Source organism: Enterobacter cloacae complex sp. P24RS, from assembly GCF_014982165.1.
In the GTDB taxonomy this organism is placed as follows: Bacteria; Pseudomonadota; Gammaproteobacteria; order Enterobacterales; family Enterobacteriaceae; genus Enterobacter; species Enterobacter quasihormaechei.
Window position 1 is genome coordinate 42215 of sequence record NZ_JADCKU010000001.1, and the last position, 18145, is coordinate 60359.

Sequence of the window (18145 nt, forward strand, 5' to 3'; positions counted from 1 at the left end):
TTTGCAATAGAGCGAGAGTCAGACGAAAAATTATCTCAATACTCCGGCTTGTTTGGCAACTGATTAAATCACCGTTCCCGGCGCATAAGGAAATAAGACGTAAGTCCAACTCAAATCGGTACTCCTTGTATGCTAATTCATGCCCCACGTCAAACATCTGCAACAAACTGAATGCAAAATCATTGCGGGGATCGTTACCCATTAATGAATACTGACCAGACGTGGCGTGATAAACACCACCAGCTCGCGCCGTTCGTTATCTTTTCCGTCATGGCGAAACAACTGACCCAGCCACGGTATGTTGCCCAGCACAGGCACGCTATCGCGTCCGGTTTTATTCTTTTGCGAAAAGATCCCGCCCAGCGCGATCGTTTCCCCACTTTTTACTTCTACCTGCGTTTCGATCTCCTGTTTATCAATCGCCAGCGTTTCGCCGTCTGCCTGTTGCAGTACCTGTCCGGGCATATTTTCACTGATATGGAGCTTCAGACGTACGCGGCCGCCTGGCAGCACTACCGGTGTGACCTCCATCCCTAATACCGCCTCTTTAAATTCAACGGATGTCGCCCCGCTCTCGCCGCTGGAAACCTGATACGGAATTTCACTGCCCTGCTTGATGCTGGCCGGTTGCATATGCGACGCCAGCAGCCGCGGGCTGGCGATAATGTCCACCTGCTGCTTTTGCTCAAGCGCAGACAGCTCAAGATCCAGCATCCTGCCGTTGATGCGCCCGATGTTGAACCCCACGTGGGTGGTTGCGCTGGCGACCGACAGATCGGCACCAAGCGTCGTCACCTGCCCCACTTTTCCCGCCTCCGACGCCTCGGCGAGACTCCACTTCACGCCCAGCTCGCGCAGGCTTTTTTCATTGATGGTCACGATTTGCGCCGCCAGCTCCACCTGCTCGATGGGCAGATCCATCTGCGCCGCCCAGCGCGAGAGCGTGTCCACAACCGTCTGGTTATCCCTTATCAGGAGACGATTGGTGCGCTTGTCGACGGACAGACTGCCTTTCGGGCTTAGGAGCTTCTCCGCCGCTTTTTGCAATTCGGCTGCATCTGCCCAGGCAAACGGAATGCTGTGAGAGAGAAGCGGGGCATCGAGCAGACGCTGGGTCCGCTCCTGCTCTTTACGCGTCTGTTGTTCCCGTTGCCAGGCCGCCGTATGCACATAAAAAATGCCGCCCTCTTCCCGCAATACCAGCCCGGCGCTGTTCACTACCGTCTGGAGCGCCTGCCTCCAGGGCACCCGTGTTAAATTCAGCGAAAGCGAACCGCTGACGTCCGGCGAGACCACCAGATTGCGGTCCGCCTGCGCTATCAATGCCTGTAAAATCTGCACCACCGGGACATCATCCACCAGCAGGGTGACCGGTTTTGGCGTGGCGGCCCACAGGGGTTGGCTGAGTGCCGTCAGCAACAGCAATATCCTTAACTTCACTTTTTTTCGTTCCTTCTCGTTGCCATGTCCATCGCTTCGGCTCGCACATGTCGCCGACATCAACGGTCAGTTGTTGTTTATCTATCGCACTCACCCGCCAGCCTGGCGGTAACCGCATCTGCGTTTTTACCCGGTGCCAGCGTTTCTGCTCGTCCTGCATAAGGCCGATATCCATGCCGCCACTGACTATCCCCTGATAACGCCACTGGCTCAGTTGCCCTGCGGCGCAGCTCTCGTGTGGCACTGAGAAGGGATCCCGCATCCCGGTCAGGAAAAGCGGAGAAAGCAGGATCAGCAAACGGGCTTTACCGCGCATGACCGACCTCCAGTTGCAGGCTGAGGCGTAGCTGTTTGCCCTGAGGCGTAAGATCAAATGCGCTCACCCGCACGTTCTTAAGCGCCAGCCGTGAAAAGAGCGCCGGAACGGCACTCCATGAGATATCCAGCGCCAGCTCTCCCCCACTCTTTTGCGGCTTCCAGTACACCAGCCTTGCGTCCTCACGCTGAAATGCCAGCGGAGAAAAGGGCTGCAAGGGCTTCCCTTGCGTAACCCCCGGTCGCCGTCTGGCTTCTGGCCACAGCGAGGCATTAATCCGCTGTGTACTGATGGCCTGCGCCTGAATATCGGCGTGGCGAAGAGCTGCGGGTCTGAGCAGCAGCCCCCACATCACAAACGCGATGACCCCCGATGCCATCAACCAGCAAAGTACGCGTCGGGAAGGGCGTGCATCAGCCCAGCGTTGATACCAGATCCCCACTGGTTACCTCCGGCTATGCAGCTGAAAAGAGAACATCCATCGCCCCTGGCTATCCTGTTTCAGTTCGCCTGTCGGCCCGGGGTTAAAACCCGCCACCCTTTTTAGCGCATCGGTCATGGCGGAGAGCGCCGGGAGTGAGGAGGCATAACCTGTCAGGATCAGCGAGGGTGGCTGGTAACGCAGCGCCGTCAGCCAGGCCTGCTGGGGCATGGCGCCAGCGAGAGATTCCAGCGCGGGTTGCCAGGCCACCGGCTCGGGCGGCTGCGAAGGGGTATTCAGCGCCGCAGGCTGCGGCTGACGGGCTTTCAATACCTTCTGCACCGCACGCGTGCCCGCCAGATCGCTTTGCAACGCCTGTGACGATAGAGACTGAGCCGCCCGCAGGCTAACGCCGCCCGCCAGCATCACCAGCAACGAGGCGACGTACAGCAGGCCCCAGAAGCGCAGGCGCTGGATACGCTGTTGCCAACGCCACGGTAAAAGATTGGGCATGCTCATCAACGTGCCTCGCTCATGGCCAGCGCCAGGGCGACGGTGTACTCAGCACCGCATTCAGGCAGCGGCGGCTGACACAGCGTCACCGCTTCCCAGGGATCGCGAGCAGCATCAAAAACGGCGATGTCAGAAGCAGACAGCGCAAGCAGCGCCGCCAGCTCATTCACCGTCGCCGCTTCTGTGGTATAGCGCCGCCCCCACTGATGACGCATCGCCCATAACCACTGGTCTTCATCTCTCCAGGCCACGCACCGGGCGGGTTCAACAGCAGAGAGAAGATTAGCCAGCGCACCGGCATCCGGGGCGATGGCGGCCAGGCGCAAACGCAGCGCTTTCGCCAGCGACAGCAGAGTATCGACCTCTCTGTTTTGCGCCGCGGTGACATGAAATGTGTTGCTGAACGTATCCTGCGCGTAGTCAAAGCAGAGCGTATCGGCGGGCATCTCCAGCTCACGTGCTAATGTGGCCCCTACCCAGGTGAGCTGTTCGCTGTCGCGCAAGGCTACGGTGGGCCGGGGCAACGCGCGTTGCAGCACGCGCGTCGCCGGAAATGAGAGAAAAACCCGATGCGCGTGCGGCAACGTCTTCCGCCAGCCGCGTAATGCATTAACCAGTTGATCGGGCTTGAGTATTTTCCCCTCCCCGATAATGCCGTCCGACAGCGGCACGGCCCACCAGCGGCGTAAACGCCAGCCGGCCCGCTCCCGGGTCAGCGCCACCGCGACCACCTTATCCTGTTGAATATGAACGCCTGTTTGCCACGTTTTAAAAGCCATGCTTCACGATCTCCTTATCGCCCGTCGGAGTGACGGCTATATCAATGAATCAGGCTTGCCTTTATACTACCGCGCGATTGTTTAGAAACTGCCCAGGCTAAACCAAATGGGAAATCTCCGGTGAAGTTCGTAAAGTATTTATTGATCCTTGCAGTCTGTTGCATTCTGCTGGGAGCAGGCTCGATTATTGGTTTGTACAAATATGTCGAGCCGCAACTACCTGATGTCGCCACGCTTCGTGATGTGCGGCTCCAGATCCCTATGCAGGTCTATAGCGCCGACGGTGAACTGATGGCGCAATACGGCGAGAAACGTCGTATCCCGTTGACCTTAAATGAAATTCCGCCCGTCATGGTGAAGGCCTTTATCGCCACCGAGGACAGCCGTTTTTACGAGCACCACGGTGTGGATCCGGTCGGTATTTTCCGTGCGGCAAGCGTGGCGCTGTTCTCTGGTCATGCCTCTCAGGGGGCAAGTACCATTACCCAGCAGCTGGCGCGTAACTTCTTCCTCAGCCCGGAAAAGACGCTAATGCGTAAGATCAAAGAGGTGTTCCTCGCGATCCGCATTGAGCAACTGTTAAGCAAAGACGAGATCCTTGAGCTTTACCTCAACAAGATCTATCTGGGCTACCGCGCCTATGGCGTAGGGGCAGCGGCGCAGGTCTATTTTGGTAAGCCGATCGATCAGCTCACGCTGAGCGAAATGGCGACCATTGCCGGCCTGCCAAAAGCGCCGTCCACGTTTAACCCGCTCTACTCGCTGGACCGCGCCACCGCGCGTCGCAACGTGGTGCTGTCGCGTATGCTGAGCGAAGGCTACATCAGCCAGGATGACTACAATCGGGCGCGCGGCGAGGTTATCGACGCCAATTACCATGCGCCGGAAATTGCTTTCTCATCGCCGTATCTGACGGAAATGGTTCGCCAGGAGATGGTGCGCCGTTACGGCGACAAAGCGTATGAAGACGGCTATCGCGTTTACACCACCGTGACTCGAAAGGTGCAGCAGGCTGCCCAGCAGGCGGTGCGTAATAACGTGATGGATTACGATATGCGTCACGGCTATCGCGGCCCGTCTAACGTGCTGTGGAGAGTGGGCGAAGGCGCATGGGACAGCAAAAAAATCACTGATTCCCTGAAGGCGCTGCCGACCTATGGCCCGCTGCGTCCGGCGGTGGTAACCCAGGCCGATCCGCAGGAAGCGGTGGCAATGATGGCCGATGGCACCTCTGTGTCGCTGCGCATGGAGGGTGTCCGCTGGGCGCGTCCGTACCGCTCCGACACTCTTCAGGGCCCGACGCCGCGTAAAGTGACCGATGTCGTACAAACCGGACAACAAATCTGGGTACGTCAGGTCGGTGATGCCTGGTGGCTGGCGCAGGTGCCGGACGTCAACTCTGCCCTGGTCTCCATTAATCCGCAAAACGGTGCCGTGATGGCGCTGGTGGGCGGGTTCGATTTCAACCAGAGCAAATTTAACCGCGCAACCCAGGCGCTGCGTCAGGTCGGTTCGAACATCAAACCGTTCCTGTATACCGCCGCGATGGACAAAGGTCTGACGCTCGCCAGTATTCTCAACGACGTGCCCATTTCCCGCTGGGATGCCGGCGCCGGCTCTGACTGGCAGCCGAAGAACTCTCCGGCGCAATACGCTGGCCCTATCCGTCTTCGTCAGGGGCTTGGCCAGTCGAAGAACGTGGTCATGGTTCGCGCGATGCGTGCGATGGGCGTTGATTATGCGGCAGAGTATCTGCAACGCTTCGGCTTCCCGGCGCAAAACATCGTCCATACCGAATCTCTGGCGCTCGGCTCCGCGTCCTTTACGCCGCTTCAGGTCGCGCGTGGATACTCGGTGATGGCGAACGGCGGCTTCCTGGTCGATCCGTATTTCATCAGCAAAATCGAGAACGATCAGGGCGGCGTGCTGTTTGAAGCGAAGCCGAAAATTGCCTGCCCTGAATGCGATATCCCGGTGATTTACGGCGACACGCCAAAATCTAATGTCCTTGAAAACAAGGATATGGAAGATGTGGCGATCTCTCAGGAACGTCAGAACCTGACGGTGCCGCAGCCTCAGCTGGAACAGGCCAATCAGGCGCTGGTCGCCCAGAGCGGCGCGCAGGAGTATGCCCCGCACGTCATCAGCACCCCGCTGTCGTTCCTGATTAAGAGCGCGCTGAACACCAACATCTTTGGCGAACCGGGCTGGCAAGGCACCGGGTGGCGAGCGGGCCGCGATTTGCAGCGCCGCGACATTGGCGGCAAAACCGGCACCACCAACAGTTCAAAAGATGCCTGGTTCTCGGGTTATGGCCCGGGCGTTGTCACCTCGGTCTGGATTGGTTTTGACGATCACCGCCGTACTCTGGGGCGCACAACCGCTTCTGGCGCGATTAAAGATCAGATTTCCGGTTACGAGGGCGGGGCGAAGAGTGCGCAGCCGGCCTGGGATGCTTACATGAAGGCCGCCCTCGACGGCGTACCGGAGCAGCCGCTAACGCCTCCGCCGGGCATTGTCACGGTCAATATTGACCGCAGCACCGGGCAGCTGGCGAATGGCGGCAACAGCCGCGCAGAGTATTTCATCGAGGGTACGCAGCCAACCACGCAGGCGGTGCACGAGGTGGGTACCGAAATCATTGATAACGGCGAAACGCACGAGCTCTTCTGACGCCGACAAAAAAGCCGGGTGGCGACGACGCCTGACCCGGCCTACAGCGTAATGCAAAACGGCAACCATCGGTTGCCGTTTTTACAGGTGGCGCTACAAACGCCCCTGCCCCTTCAGCCACTCCCGCACCAGGAACAGTGCGCTCACGTTGCGCGCCTCGTTAAAGTCAGGATCTTCCAGCAAATCCATCAGGTGGGCCAGCGGCCAGCGAACCTGCGGCAGCGGTTCCGGCTCGTCTCCTTCCAGCGATTCAGGATAGAGATCTTCCGCGACAACAATGTTCATTTTGCTGGAGAAATAGGACGGCGCCATGCTCAGCTTTTTCAGGAACGTCAGCTCCTTCGCGCCAAAACCGACCTCTTCTTTCAGCTCGCGGTTTGCTGCTTCAAAAACCGTTTCGCCCGGGTCGATCAGTCCTTTGGAAAAGCCCAGCTCGTAGGATTCAATGCCCACGGCGTATTCACGAATGAGGATCAGGTGCTCGTCGACAATGGGCACAATCATCACCGCTTCGCGCGTGGAGGGGCGCATACGTTCATAAACACGACGCACGCCGTTGCTGAATTCCAGATCCACGCTTTCAACATTAAACAGACGCGATTTCGCGACGGTTTCAACATTCAGAATGGTGGGCTTTTGTAAGGGTTTGGTCATCTTGACGGGTCTTTGCTGGGTGAACTGGCTTTATTGTGCGATACGCCGCACGGTTTCGGCAATGTCAATTGCTCTTTATTTACATTTATGCAACGTAACTGAATGCGATTCTCATTTCAAAACAAATGTCAAGAGGTTGAAATGTTTCCAGGAATTTGCTGATATCGCGCCGGAACAGGCTTTGGTATCATTACCGGTCACTGGGATGCGCGTCAACATGCTCAAGTTAGACTCCATACTTGCCGATAGCCGACCACAGAATCTCATTCATTGTACAAAAGGTGCGACTGACAACACCTGTAAGAAGATAAGTAAGATGGGGAAAGCATGAGCACCATTTTGATTTTTCTCGCTGCTGTGCTGGCCTGCGCGTCGATTGCGGTGTGGGTATTCAGGCGCCGCGTACATCGCCGTTATCGGCTGCCCTTTTTAAACGCGTTCGCCGGGGCAAACACGCGCAAGCTCTCGCCAGAGGAACGCAGCACCGTTGAGCAGTATCTCGACACGCTGAACCGATCCCGGCTTTCGCCTGGCCCTACCGGCGCCAGCACCGCCCCCGTATCGCTTAACCTGAACGCACAAAGCGACACCGTTCTGTGCGTGACGCGCTCCATTACCCGCTACGGCATCACTACCGACGATCCCAACAAGTGGCGTTACTATCTCGATTCTGTTGAAGTCCACCTGCCGCCCTTCTGGGAGCAGTATATTAACGATGAAAACAGCGTCGAGCTCATCCATACCGATACGTTGCCGCTGGTTATTTCCCTTAATGGTCACACCCTGAGCGAATATGTTCAGGAAGCGCCACGCTTTGCGCTGGAGCGCGCGAGCGGAACGCAGGCCTCCATTCGCGGTGAAGAGACAGAGCAGATTGAACTGCTGAACATCCGTCAGGAGACGCATGAAGAGTACGTCCTGAGCCGCCCGGATGGCATTCGCGAAGCGGTGCTGATTGTCGTCTCGTTCCTGCTCTTTTTCATCTGCCTGCTGACGCCGGACGTGTTTGTTCCGTGGCTCGCGGGTGGCGCGGTACTGCTTCTGGCCGCCGGACTGTGGGGCATATTTGCCCCGCCGGCAAAAACGTCGTTACGTGAAATTCACTGCCTGCGCGGAACCCCAAAACGCTGGGGACTGTTCGGCGAGAACGATCAGGAACATATCAACAATATCTCGCTCGGGATCATCGATCTTATCTATCCGCGCCACTGGCAGCCGTGGATTGCGCAGGACCTTGGCCAAAAAACGGATATTGATATCTATCTCGACCGCCACGTTGTACGCCAGGGACGTTATTTGTCCCTGCACGACGAAGTGAAAAACTTCCCGCTTCAGCACTGGCTTCGCAGCGCGGTGATTGCCGGTGGCGCCGCGCTCGTCTTCGTTATGTTGCTGCTCTTCGTGCCGCTGGATATGCCAATTAAGTTTACCCTGTCGTGGATCAAAGGGGCGCAAACCGTGGAAGCCACCAGCGTCCAGCAGCTTGAAGAAGCGGGTGTCCGCGTGGGAGATACGTTGCGGCTGAAAGGTACCGGGATGTGTAATATCCACACGCCGGGCGCCTGGAACACGCGCCAGAATTCGCCGTTCGCGCCGTTCGACTGCTCTCAGATCATCTGGAATGATGCCTCTCCGCTGCCGCTGCCGGAATCGGATGTGGTCAATAAGGCCACCGCGCTCACCCAGACGATTAATCGCCAGCTCCATCCAAAACCGGATGATGATTCTCGCGTGAGCCCTGCCCTGCGCTCGGCCATCCAGAAGTCGGGCATGGTGCTGCTGGATGACTTTGGCGAAATCGTCCTGAAAACTGAAGATCTCTGTTCCGCTCAGGATGACTGTATCCGGCTTAAGAACGCGCTGGTCAACCTCGGCAACAGCAAGGACTGGGATGCGCTGGTGAAACGCGCCGAAGCGGGACGCCTCGACGGCGTGAACGTGCTTCTGCGTCCGGTCAGCGCCGAGTCGCTGGATAACCTGGTGGCGACGTCTACCGCCCCCTTCGTGCTTCGAGAAACCACCCGTGCGGCCCAGGCGCTTAACAGCCCGGCGCCAGGCGGATTTGTGATTGCCAGCGATGAAGGCAGCGACCTGGTGGATCAACCCTATCCGCAGGTTTCGCTGTATGACTATCCTGCTCAGGAACAGTGGAGCGAATTTCAGCGTCTGGCGCAGATGCTGATGCGAACGCCGTTCAGCGCGGAAGGGATCGTCACTACCCTGTTTACCGACGCCAACGGCACGCGTCATATTGGCCTGCACCGCATGCCGGACAGCGCTGGCCTGTGGCGCTACGTAGGAACATCACTGCTGCTGATTGCGATGCTGGCGTGCATTGTCTGGAACGGTTATCAGGCCGTACGCCGCTACCAGCGCTCCCGCACGCGACTGGCAGACATCCAGGCCTACTACGAAAATTGCCTTAACCCGAAACTGATCTCCTCTTCTGAGAGCCTGATCGGATAACGTCCCTGCGCGACAAGTTGTGCTACCCTGTCGCGCACGTTTCTTCTGGCTGGAGTTCCCCCTTATGCATCTTGATATCGACTGGCAGGCGGTCGATACCGTCCTGCTTGATATGGACGGCACGCTGCTCGATCTCGCCTTTGATAACTATTTCTGGCAAAAGCTGGTCCCGGAAACATACGGTGAACAGCAGGGGATCTCCCCGGCGGAAGCGCAGGAATTCATTCGTTCGCAATATAGCGCGGTGCAGCATACGCTAAACTGGTACTGTCTTGACTACTGGAGCGAGCGACTCGGTCTGGATATTTGTGCCATGACCACCGCCCAGGGCGCACGCGCCGTACTGCGTGACGATACGGTCCCGTTTCTGGACGCGCTGAAAGCCTGCGGTAAGCGCCGCATTTTGCTGACAAATGCGCATCCCCATAACCTGGCCGTGAAGCTGGAACATACCGGTCTTGCTTCACACCTTGATTTATTGCTTTCCACCCACACATTTGGTTATCCGAAAGAGGATCAGCGGTTGTGGCATGCCGTGGTGGAAGAGACCGGTTTACAGCCGGAACGGACGCTGTTCATTGATGACAGCGAGCCCATTCTGGATTCTGCGGCCGCATTTGGCATTCGCTATTGCCTGGGCGTGACCAATCCTGATTCCGGCCTGGCTGAAAAAAGCTATCTGCGACATCCGGGGCTGAACGACTATCGCCGGATGATCCCCTCACTTACCGTGAAGGAGACGCCATGAAAGAAAAACCCTCTGATGGGGTAAGACTGGATAAATGGCTGTGGGCCGCCCGTTTTTATAAAACGCGCGCCCTTGCCCGTGAAATGGTTGATGGCGGAAAGGTGCATTACAACGGCCAGCGCAGCAAACCGAGCAAGCTGGTTGAACTGAATGCCACGTTGACGCTTCGCCAGGGCAACGATGAAAAAACGGTCGTGGTGAAAGCCATTACCGAACAGCGGCGGCCCGCAACCGAAGCCGTTTTGCTTTATGAAGAGACGGCCCAGAGCATAGAGAAGCGTGAGAAAACCGCGCTGGCGCGCAAAATGAATGCGCTGACCATGCCTCACCCGGACCGGCGACCGGATAAAAAAGAGCGCCGCGATCTGATGAAATTTAAACACGGTGAGAACGAGTAACCCTCACCTGCACGAGAGATGAAAATGGCCCAACACGACCAATTACACCGCTATCTGTTTGAACAATTCGCCGTGCGCGGCGAGCTGGTCACCGTATCCGAAACCTGGAAACAGATTCTGGAAAACCACAACTACCCGCTGCCGGTGAAAACCCTGTTGGGCGAACTGCTGGTTGCCACCAGCCTGCTGACCGCCACGCTGAAATTCGCAGGCGATATTACCGTACAGTTGCAGGGCGATGGCCCAATGTCGCTGGCGGTGATCAACGGCAATAACCAGCAGCAGATGCGCGGCGTGGCGCGCGTTCAGGGCGATATCCCTGAAAATGCCGATCTGAAAACGCTGGTCGGTAACGGCTACCTGGTCATCACCATCTCGCCTGAAGAAGGTGAGCGCTATCAGGGCGTGGTCGGTCTGGAAGGCGATACGCTTGCCGCCTGCCTGGAAGATTACTTCATGCGTTCCGAACAGCTGCCAACCCGTCTGTTCATCCGTACCGGTGAAGTTGACGGCCAGCCTGCCGCCGGCGGTATGCTGCTCCAGGTTCTGCCTGCGCAGGATGCGCAGACCAATGATTTCGAGCATCTGGCAACGCTGACGGAAACCATCAAAGCGGAAGAGCTGTTCACCCTGTCGGCGACCGACGTGCTGTGGCGTCTGTATCACGAAGAAGAAGTGACGGTTTACGATCCGCAGGCGGTGGAATTTAAGTGCACCTGCTCTCGCGAGCGTTGTGCTGGCGCACTGAAAACCCTGCCGGATGAAGAGATCGACAGCATCATGGCGGAAGACGGTGAAATCGATATGCACTGTGACTACTGCGGTACGCACTACGTGTTCAATTCGATGGATATCGCGGAGATCCGCAATAACGCCTCTCCGGCGGATCCGCAGGTTCACTAAGCTCTGAGCCAGTTGCCCGGCGGCGCTATGCTTGCACGGGCCTACAATGAATTGTGCAATTTTTTCATATGATTGCTAATTGTAGGCCGGGTAAGCGTAGCGCCACCCGGCAAGAAAGAGCGCTAACGCCACTGCGCATTATTATAACTGTCGTAGCTCATATCGACACGCTCCCCAAAAATCTCAATATCCGCCCAGGGCTTCACGACAGATTTCACTTTCCTCTGCCTTAATGCCCGGTCAAGTTCTTCTCTGGTCAACGCCTCCGGCATTTTCCACGCGTCCCCGGCGAGCCTCCAGCCCGTGTCGGTTTGTGTGTAAGCCACAATCGTGCGATCGGTAAATTGAAATAGCACGGCTTCCGGCTTGCCGTCGCCGTTAAGATCCAGCGGCATGAGTAAACAGTTACTCTGGGCGCTATCGCAGCTCTCAAAGCGATACTGATTGCTGAGCATGGCTTGCCACAATGCCTTATCAGGACGAGCCATTCCCGGTGCGAGCTGAACCTGTTTTTCCAGCATCGCGGCGGTCATCTTACCTGCTCCGCCAGCGTTCCCGGAGAGAAGACCATTTATTTCACGCTGGCGTTTTGGGTTAGCGATAAACTGCGGATCGTTTTGCAGCGTGAGCATCGCCTCCCGCCCCTTTCGTCCAGCGTTACTGAGCATATACAGGCTGACTTGATCCGCAGTTATCCTGCCGTCCTGATAGCGGGCCATATGGCTTGCGACGCTTATTCGCCACGGATCCAGCACGGGGGTATGGATCAACGCCAGGAAGACGAGGGAAAGCAGCCCGGTCGCCGGAATGACGTACGCATGGATTTTCTGCGGTTCACGGCGCTGAATCAGGACGCTGGCGCAAAAACCGACCGCCCAGACCAGCGCCACGATGGTTATTAATACCCCGTACAAACGCTCGGGTGACCAGCCGTATTGCGAAATGCGTAGCCACAGCGCCCATCCCGCCAGAACCGGATACGCGGGTACGATAGCCACGGCAAGGCGAATCATCCCTCGCAGCGGGGCATAGTAAGGCAGCGTTTGACGCTGTGGATGCCACACTATCGTCACCAGGAATAACAGCAGCAGCGCTAAGGTGGTCAGCAAGCCCGCGGCGGATATTCTGGCTGAAATGGATTCAAAGCCGACAAAAGGCAATGCGCCAATAAAGAGCAGCGCCAGCGCCGCCATCAGGGGAAGCAGACCGGTGGCGATGAGGGTCAGCAGATTTTGCAGGGCAAGGATTAACCTTACCTGCATACGCGTGAGAACGGCCGCACTGGCTGAAACCACGCCAATCGCCACTGAAATAAACCCGTCAGAATGGAAGAAAAGCCGATCAAAAAAGCCGATGCCGATAAGTTCGAAAAGCTCGGCCCAGAGGAAAAGCACCAGCCAGAAGAGACCATTCGAAACAAAAATAATGAGCAGCGTCAGCGCGTTATGCCAGTTGCGTTGATAAAAGTCGCTGTAAAACGAGGTAGTCGGGACAGGATCCAGACGCCGCTGAAGCCATGGCAACACCAACAGCGTCATCAGCAGCAGATGAAAGCCGAAAACGAGCATCTCATCTCTGAGACTCCAGCTTTCGAGTCCTGCAACGCTCCACTTAAGCCAGCCGCCCATACCCGCGACTGCCGCGCCGATCAACCCGAGCGCCAGCCACAAAAAAGGCTTTCTGAACGATGTCACAGCAAGCGACATCGTGGTCGTCATTACCACGGTGGCAGGAATAACGCACATCAACCACAGCGTATCGGACGGCAATTTCGCATGCCCGATGTACCAGGTAATGGCATAGCAGAGCACTCCCTGTAAAGCGCCCGCCAGCACGACGGCCAGGCGCGTGGAAGGGGATAACGTTTCACTGTTGTCCATCTTTCATCCCTTGCTTACGAAAAATACAGTGTCCCATTAAAGCGATATCAGGGTGTCAACGGCAATATCTGAAATCATAGTTGCAGGAGACATGAATCGTTTTCCCAATGTAACCCTTACGTAATTTTCTTTCATGTATGCGATTACATTCACATTCTTCCGGATAAATTCACCAGAGATTAACCTTTTAAGAACATTTTCCCCAACCAAAAAGCGATTCCTGCGATAATCTGCCCGCCCTGTGACTGGAGTCGCAGCGTTTTCCGTTAGTAAGGGTTTTGCCAGATACGTAAATCTATGAGCCCCGTCGCGGTTAACATCCCCAGAAAAACCCTACAATTTCAGGCAGTACATATTGGCTAAGGAGCAGTGATATGCGTGTTAATGGTTTAACCCCGCAAGATCTCAAGGCTTATGGTATTCACGACGTCCAGGAAGTGGTCTACAACCCCGATTACGATACGCTGTATCAGGAAGAGCTTAATCCCGCGCTGGAAGGGTACGAGCGAGGTGTGTTGACGAATCTTGGTGCTATCGCCGTCGATACCGGTATTTTTACCGGCCGTTCGCCGAAAGATAAATACATCGTCCGAGATGATACCACCCGCGATACGCTGTGGTGGGCCGATAAAGGCAAAGGGAAGAACGATAACAAACCGCTCTCTCCTGAAACCTGGCAGCATCTGAAAGGGCTCGTCACCCATCAGCTTTCCGGCAAGCGTCTGTTCATCGTCGATGCTTTCTGCGGCGCTAACGCCGACACCCGTCTCTCCGTTCGCTTTATCACTGAAGTGGCCTGGCAGGCGCATTTCGTGAAGAACATGTTCATTCGTCCGACCGATGAAGAACTGCAAAACTTCACCCCTGACTTTATCGTGATGAACGGCGCGAAATGCACCAACCCGCAGTGGAAAGAGCAGGGTCTGAACTCCGAAAACTTCATCGCCTTCAACCTGACCGAGCGTATCCAGCTGATCGGCGGTACCTGGTACGGCGGCGAAATGAAGAAAGGGATGTTCTCGGTCATGAACTACCTGCTGCCGCTGCGCGGTATCGCCTCCATGCACTGCTCGGCGAACGTCGGTGAAAAAGGTGACGTGGCGGTATTCTTCGGCCTTTCCGGCACCGGTAAAACCACGCTGTCCACCGATCCAAAACGTCGTCTGATTGGCGACGACGAGCACGGCTGGGACGACGACGGCGTGTTTAACTTTGAAGGCGGCTGCTACGCGAAGACCATTCGCCTGTCTGAAGAGGCAGAGCCGGATATCTACCACGCAATTCGTCGCGATGCGCTGCTGGAAAACGTCACCGTGCGTGCCGATGGCTCCGTCGACTTCGACGATGCGTCCAAAACCGAAAACACCCGCGTGTCTTACCCGATTTACCACATCGACAACATCGTGAAGCCGGTGTCGAAGGCGGGCCACGCCACGAAGGTGATTTTCCTGACCGCGGACGCGTTCGGCGTGCTGCCGCCAGTTTCCCGCCTGACCGCCAGCCAGACGCAGTACCACTTCCTCTCTGGCTTTACCGCTAAGCTGGCGGGTACCGAGCGCGGCGTGACCGAGCCAACTCCAACCTTCTCCGCCTGCTTCGGCGCGGCGTTCCTGTCGCTGCACCCGACGCAGTACGCGGAAGTGCTGGTGAAACGCATGCAGGCGTCCGGCGCGCAGGCCTATCTGGTGAACACCGGCTGGAACGGTACCGGCAAGCGTATCTCCATCAAAGATACCCGCGCCATCATCGACGCCATCCTGGACGGTTCGCTGGACAACGCCGAGACCTTTACGCTGCCGATGTTTGATCTGGCGATCCCAACCGAGCTGCCGGGCGTGGATACGCGTATCCTTGACCCGCGCAACACCTACGGTTCACCGGAACAGTGGCGCGAGAAGGCAGAATCGCTGGCGAAACTGTTTATCGAAAACTTTGAGAAGTATACCGATACCCCGGCAGGTGAAGCGCTGGTGAGTGCGGGTCCGAAGCTGTAGCCCTTGAGAGGGTCGGGGTGAGGGCATCAGGCCGCAGAGACTGAACCTTGTCGGGTGGCGGCTTCGCCTTACCCGACCTACGAAAAGGGTGGCTAAAGCCACCCTTTTTTAACTCTCTTTTACCTGCCCCCGTAAAACCGGCACCGGTAACCATGCGCGAATACTCAATCCACCCCGTTCGCTGGTGCCAATTTCCAGCAGTCCGTTATGGTTATCAACAATACGCTGCACAATCGCCAGGCCTAAGCCCGTGCCGCTGGTGCTGCGCGCGCTGTCGCCGCGCACGAAAGGCTGGAACAGGTGCTTACGCTGCTCAGGCTTGATGCCCGGACCATCGTCTTCCACCTGGAACCAGGCGCGGTTGAGTTCCGTACCGCTGCTGACTTTGATCCAGCCGTTGCCGTAGCGCGCCGCGTTGACCACCATATTCGCCACCGCGCGTTTGATGGAGAGCGGGTGCATACGTACCTGAATCTCACCCGCCTGAAGATCGGTCGCTATTTCACGTTCATAGCCGCTTTCCGCGGCGACCACTTCTCCCAGCACCGCGTTCAGATCCGCCATCTCCATCGGCATTTCCTGCCCGGTGCGCAGATAATCGATAAACTGCTCGATGATGGCGTTACACTCTTCTATATCTTTATTAATAGATTCAGCGAGATAACCGTCCTGCTCGCCCATCATCTCTGTCGCCAGCCGGATGCGCGTCAGCGGGGTGCGAAGGTCATGGCTGACCCCGGCCATCAGCAGCGTACGGTCGTCCGCCAGCTGTTTAACGCCTGCCGCCATGTGGTTAAACGCACGCGTCACCGAGCGCACTTCCGACGCGCCATACTCGCGCAGCGGCGGTGGGATAATTCCTTTACCGACCTGCAATGCCGCATGCTCCAGGTCGACCAGCGGTCGGTTCTGGATACGAATAAACAGCCACGCGCCGCCGATGGCCAGCAGCATGATCGCCAGGGTGTAACGGAACAGTGGCGAGAAGTCGCCCTGATGGATTTCGGTGAGCGGAACACGCACCCAGATGTTGGGTGACAGCCAGGTTTTCAGCCAGACAACCGGCGAGCTTTTATTGACCTCAACGCGCACTTCCGTCGGGCCGCCAAGCTGCTGCGCCATCTGCTGGCTGAGGAATTCATAATGCTGCGCCCAGCGCAGGCCAGCGTCTTCCGCCGCTTCGTTGGAGTAGAGCGAAATACCCAGCTCACGGTAGATTTCCCGACGGAACGCCGGGGGAACAACCAACTGCGTGCCGTCCTCCAGTTGCAGTTTGTCGGTCATCAGCATACGCACTTCGTATGCCAGCACCTTATTAAACTGCTGAAGGCTCGGCAGGATCGCAAAGTTCAGCACCACCAGGTAGGTCGTCACCAGGCTGACGAACAGCAGGGTGACGATCAATAACAGCGTGCGGGCAAACGAACTTCGCGGCGAGAAGCGCATTCGCCTCATGCTTTAGAGCCGTCCGGAACAAACACGTAGCCCAGACCCCACACGGTCTGAATGTAACGAGGATGCGCCGGATCTTCTTCCACCATGCGGCGCAGACGAGAGATCTGCACGTCGATAGAACGCTCCATCGCCGAGTATTCACGACCACGCGCCAGATTCATCAGCTTGTCACGGGAGAGCGGCTCACGCGGGTGGCTGACCAGCGCTTTCAGCACCGCGAACTCGCCGCTGGTGAGCGGCATTGGCTCATCTTCACGGAACATCTCACGGGTGCCGAGGTTCAGCTTGAACTTACCGAATGCAATGACTGCCTCTTCCTGAGATGGCGCGCCCGGCAGCTCGTTCGCCTGACGACGCAGCACGGCGCGAATACGCGCCAGCAGTTCACGCGGGTTGAACGGCTTAGGAATGTAGTCATCAGCGCCAATCTCAAGGCCGACGATACGGTCAACTTCTTCACCCTTCGCTGTCACCATGATGATCGGCATCGGGTTACTCTGGCTGCGCAGACGACGGCAGATAGAGAGCCCGTCTTCGCCAGGCAGCATCAGGTCCAACACCATCAGGTGGAAGGATTCACGCGTCAGCAGACGATCCATCTGTTCCGCGTTCGCGACGCTACGAACCTGGAAGCCCTGCTCTGTCAGATAACGTTCCAGCAGCGCACGCAGGCGCATGTCGTCATCCACGACCAGAATTTTGTAGTTCTCTTGCATTGTGTGTACTCCCAAAGGTTCGGATAGGCCTGGAACAGCGTATTCTAAAAAAGTGCACGTGTTCGACCAGCAAATTCTGGTATAAATTCTAGACGAAATTGTTACAAAGCATATTTAACAGCAGCTTATCTGTTCATTTCATCACATAAATCATTATTAATCTTGTCTGTTACACTGTGCGCTACGTATTGTGCGCAAAGACAGTTAACCGGCATTAAAGGCTGCACTATGAAAACGCCTCTGATCACCCGTGAAGGGTACGAAAAACTCAAAAAAGAGATGGATTACCTGTGGCGCGAAGAGCGTCCGGAAGTGACCAAAAAAGTCACCTGGGCGGCAAGCCTGGGCGATCGCAGCGAGAATGCGGACTACCAGTACAATAAAAAGCGGCTGCGCGAAATCGATCGCCGGGTACGCTACCTGACGAAGTGCCTCGAGAATCTCAAAATCGTCGATTACTCCCCGCAGCAGGAAGGTAAAGTCTTTTTCGGCGCCTGGGTGGAGATCGAAAACGACGATGGCAACACCCTGCGTTTTCGCATCGTCGGTTACGATGAAATTTTCGGTCGTAAGGATTACATCTCTATCGACTCACCGATGGCCCGCGCCCTGCTGAAAAAAGAGGTGGGCGATTTAGCCGTTGTCCAGACGCCCGCCGGTGAAGCAAGCTGGTACGTCAACGAAATCGAGTATGTTAAATAGTCCGAGAGCGCCCTCCCCGGCTGGCATTTTTTGGTGTCAGCCCGTATAACTATCCCCCTGATTTTCGATCCACAAGATGAACTGACC

General features: G+C 56.8%; 16 protein-coding genes. 7 read left to right on the top strand and 9 right to left on the bottom strand.

What is annotated here, in order from left to right:
- Nucleotides 1–201 precede the first annotated feature (201 nt).
- The 5 genes from hofQ to pilM are packed head-to-tail and all read right to left on the bottom strand — an operon-like array spanning nt 202 to nt 3469.
- Nucleotides 202–1440, bottom strand: coding sequence for a DNA uptake porin HofQ (gene hofQ, locus INF58_RS00235; protein ID WP_193526772.1), 1239 nt, complete (start codon nt 1438–1440; stop codon nt 202–204).
- On the bottom strand, nt 1352–1756 hold the full coding sequence (locus INF58_RS00240; protein WP_193034077.1) for a HofP DNA utilization family protein: 405 nt from the start codon (nt 1754–1756) through the stop codon (nt 1352–1354). The genes hofQ and INF58_RS00240 overlap by 89 nt, the downstream gene beginning before the upstream one ends.
- Nucleotides 1746–2198, bottom strand: a complete 453-nt coding sequence (locus INF58_RS00245; RefSeq protein WP_193034078.1) for a DNA utilization protein HofO — start codon at nt 2196–2198, stop codon at nt 1746–1748. Before INF58_RS00245 ends, INF58_RS00240 begins: the two co-directional genes overlap by 11 nt.
- A gap of 3 nt (nt 2199–2201) precedes the next feature.
- The gene (locus INF58_RS00250) at nt 2202–2696 is read right to left on the bottom strand and encodes a PilN domain-containing protein (protein ID WP_193526773.1); all 495 of its coding nucleotides are present in this window, start codon (nt 2694–2696) and stop codon (nt 2202–2204) included.
- On the bottom strand, nt 2696–3469 hold the full coding sequence (pilM, locus tag INF58_RS00255) for a pilus assembly protein PilM (protein ID WP_193034080.1): 774 nt from the start codon (nt 3467–3469) through the stop codon (nt 2696–2698). The genes INF58_RS00250 and pilM overlap by 1 nt, the downstream gene beginning before the upstream one ends.
- Before the next feature lie 120 nt (nt 3470–3589).
- Between pilM and mrcA the strand changes: the two genes are divergently transcribed.
- A complete protein-coding gene (mrcA, locus tag INF58_RS00260; protein WP_063865728.1) occupies nt 3590–6142 on the top strand; it encodes a peptidoglycan glycosyltransferase/peptidoglycan DD-transpeptidase MrcA in 2553 nt (850 codons plus the stop codon).
- Nucleotides 6143–6235: 93 nt separating this feature from the next.
- On the opposite strand, the gene nudE is transcribed toward mrcA, so the two are convergent.
- The gene (nudE, locus tag INF58_RS00265; protein WP_063449510.1) at nt 6236–6796 is read right to left on the bottom strand and encodes an ADP compounds hydrolase NudE; all 561 of its coding nucleotides are present in this window, start codon (nt 6794–6796) and stop codon (nt 6236–6238) included.
- Nucleotides 6797–7123: 327 nt separating this feature from the next.
- Between nudE and INF58_RS00270 the strand changes: the two genes are divergently transcribed.
- The 4 genes from INF58_RS00270 to hslO all read left to right on the top strand — a co-directional run bounded on the left by INF58_RS00270 (nt 7124) and on the right by hslO (nt 11311).
- Entirely contained in the window at nt 7124–9262 is a 2139-nt protein-coding gene (locus tag INF58_RS00270) for an intracellular growth attenuator family protein (protein WP_063865725.1), read from the top strand.
- A 64-nt stretch (nt 9263–9326) separates the two neighbouring features.
- Nucleotides 9327–10010 carry a GMP/IMP nucleotidase gene (gene yrfG, locus INF58_RS00275; RefSeq protein ID WP_006812237.1) on the top strand — a complete coding sequence of 228 codons (684 nt, stop codon included), beginning with the start codon at nt 9327–9329 and terminating at the stop codon, nt 10008–10010.
- A complete protein-coding gene (gene hslR, locus INF58_RS00280; RefSeq protein ID WP_063449514.1) occupies nt 10007–10408 on the top strand; it encodes a ribosome-associated heat shock protein Hsp15 in 402 nt (133 codons plus the stop codon). Before yrfG ends, hslR begins: the two co-directional genes overlap by 4 nt.
- Nucleotides 10409–10426: 18 nt before the next feature.
- Nucleotides 10427–11311 (top strand): Hsp33 family molecular chaperone HslO, encoded by an 885-nt coding sequence (gene hslO, locus INF58_RS00285; RefSeq protein ID WP_006812239.1) that lies wholly within the window; start codon nt 10427–10429, stop codon nt 11309–11311.
- Between the two features lie 122 nt (nt 11312–11433).
- On the opposite strand, the gene INF58_RS00290 is transcribed toward hslO, so the two are convergent.
- The gene (locus tag INF58_RS00290) at nt 11434–13191 is read right to left on the bottom strand and encodes a DUF4153 domain-containing protein (protein WP_193526774.1); all 1758 of its coding nucleotides are present in this window, start codon (nt 13189–13191) and stop codon (nt 11434–11436) included.
- A 374-nt stretch (nt 13192–13565) separates the two neighbouring features.
- Between INF58_RS00290 and pckA the strand changes: the two genes are divergently transcribed.
- Entirely contained in the window at nt 13566–15185 is a 1620-nt protein-coding gene (gene pckA, locus INF58_RS00295; protein ID WP_063865721.1) for a phosphoenolpyruvate carboxykinase (ATP), read from the top strand.
- A gap of 108 nt (nt 15186–15293) precedes the next feature.
- On the opposite strand, the gene envZ is transcribed toward pckA, so the two are convergent.
- Both envZ and ompR read right to left on the bottom strand, forming a co-directional pair.
- Complete coding sequence (envZ, locus tag INF58_RS00300) at nt 15294–16640, bottom strand: two-component system sensor histidine kinase EnvZ (RefSeq protein ID WP_003861615.1); 1347 nt, start codon at nt 16638–16640, stop codon at nt 15294–15296.
- Complete coding sequence (ompR, locus tag INF58_RS00305) at nt 16637–17356, bottom strand: two-component system response regulator OmpR (protein WP_001157751.1); 720 nt, start codon at nt 17354–17356, stop codon at nt 16637–16639. Before ompR ends, envZ begins: the two co-directional genes overlap by 4 nt.
- Nucleotides 17357–17584: 228 nt before the next feature.
- Here ompR and greB point away from each other — a divergent pair, with 228 nt between their 5' ends.
- Nucleotides 17585–18058 (top strand): transcription elongation factor GreB, encoded by a 474-nt coding sequence (gene greB, locus INF58_RS00310; protein ID WP_014072116.1) that lies wholly within the window; start codon nt 17585–17587, stop codon nt 18056–18058.
- Nucleotides 18059–18145 lie beyond the last annotated feature (87 nt).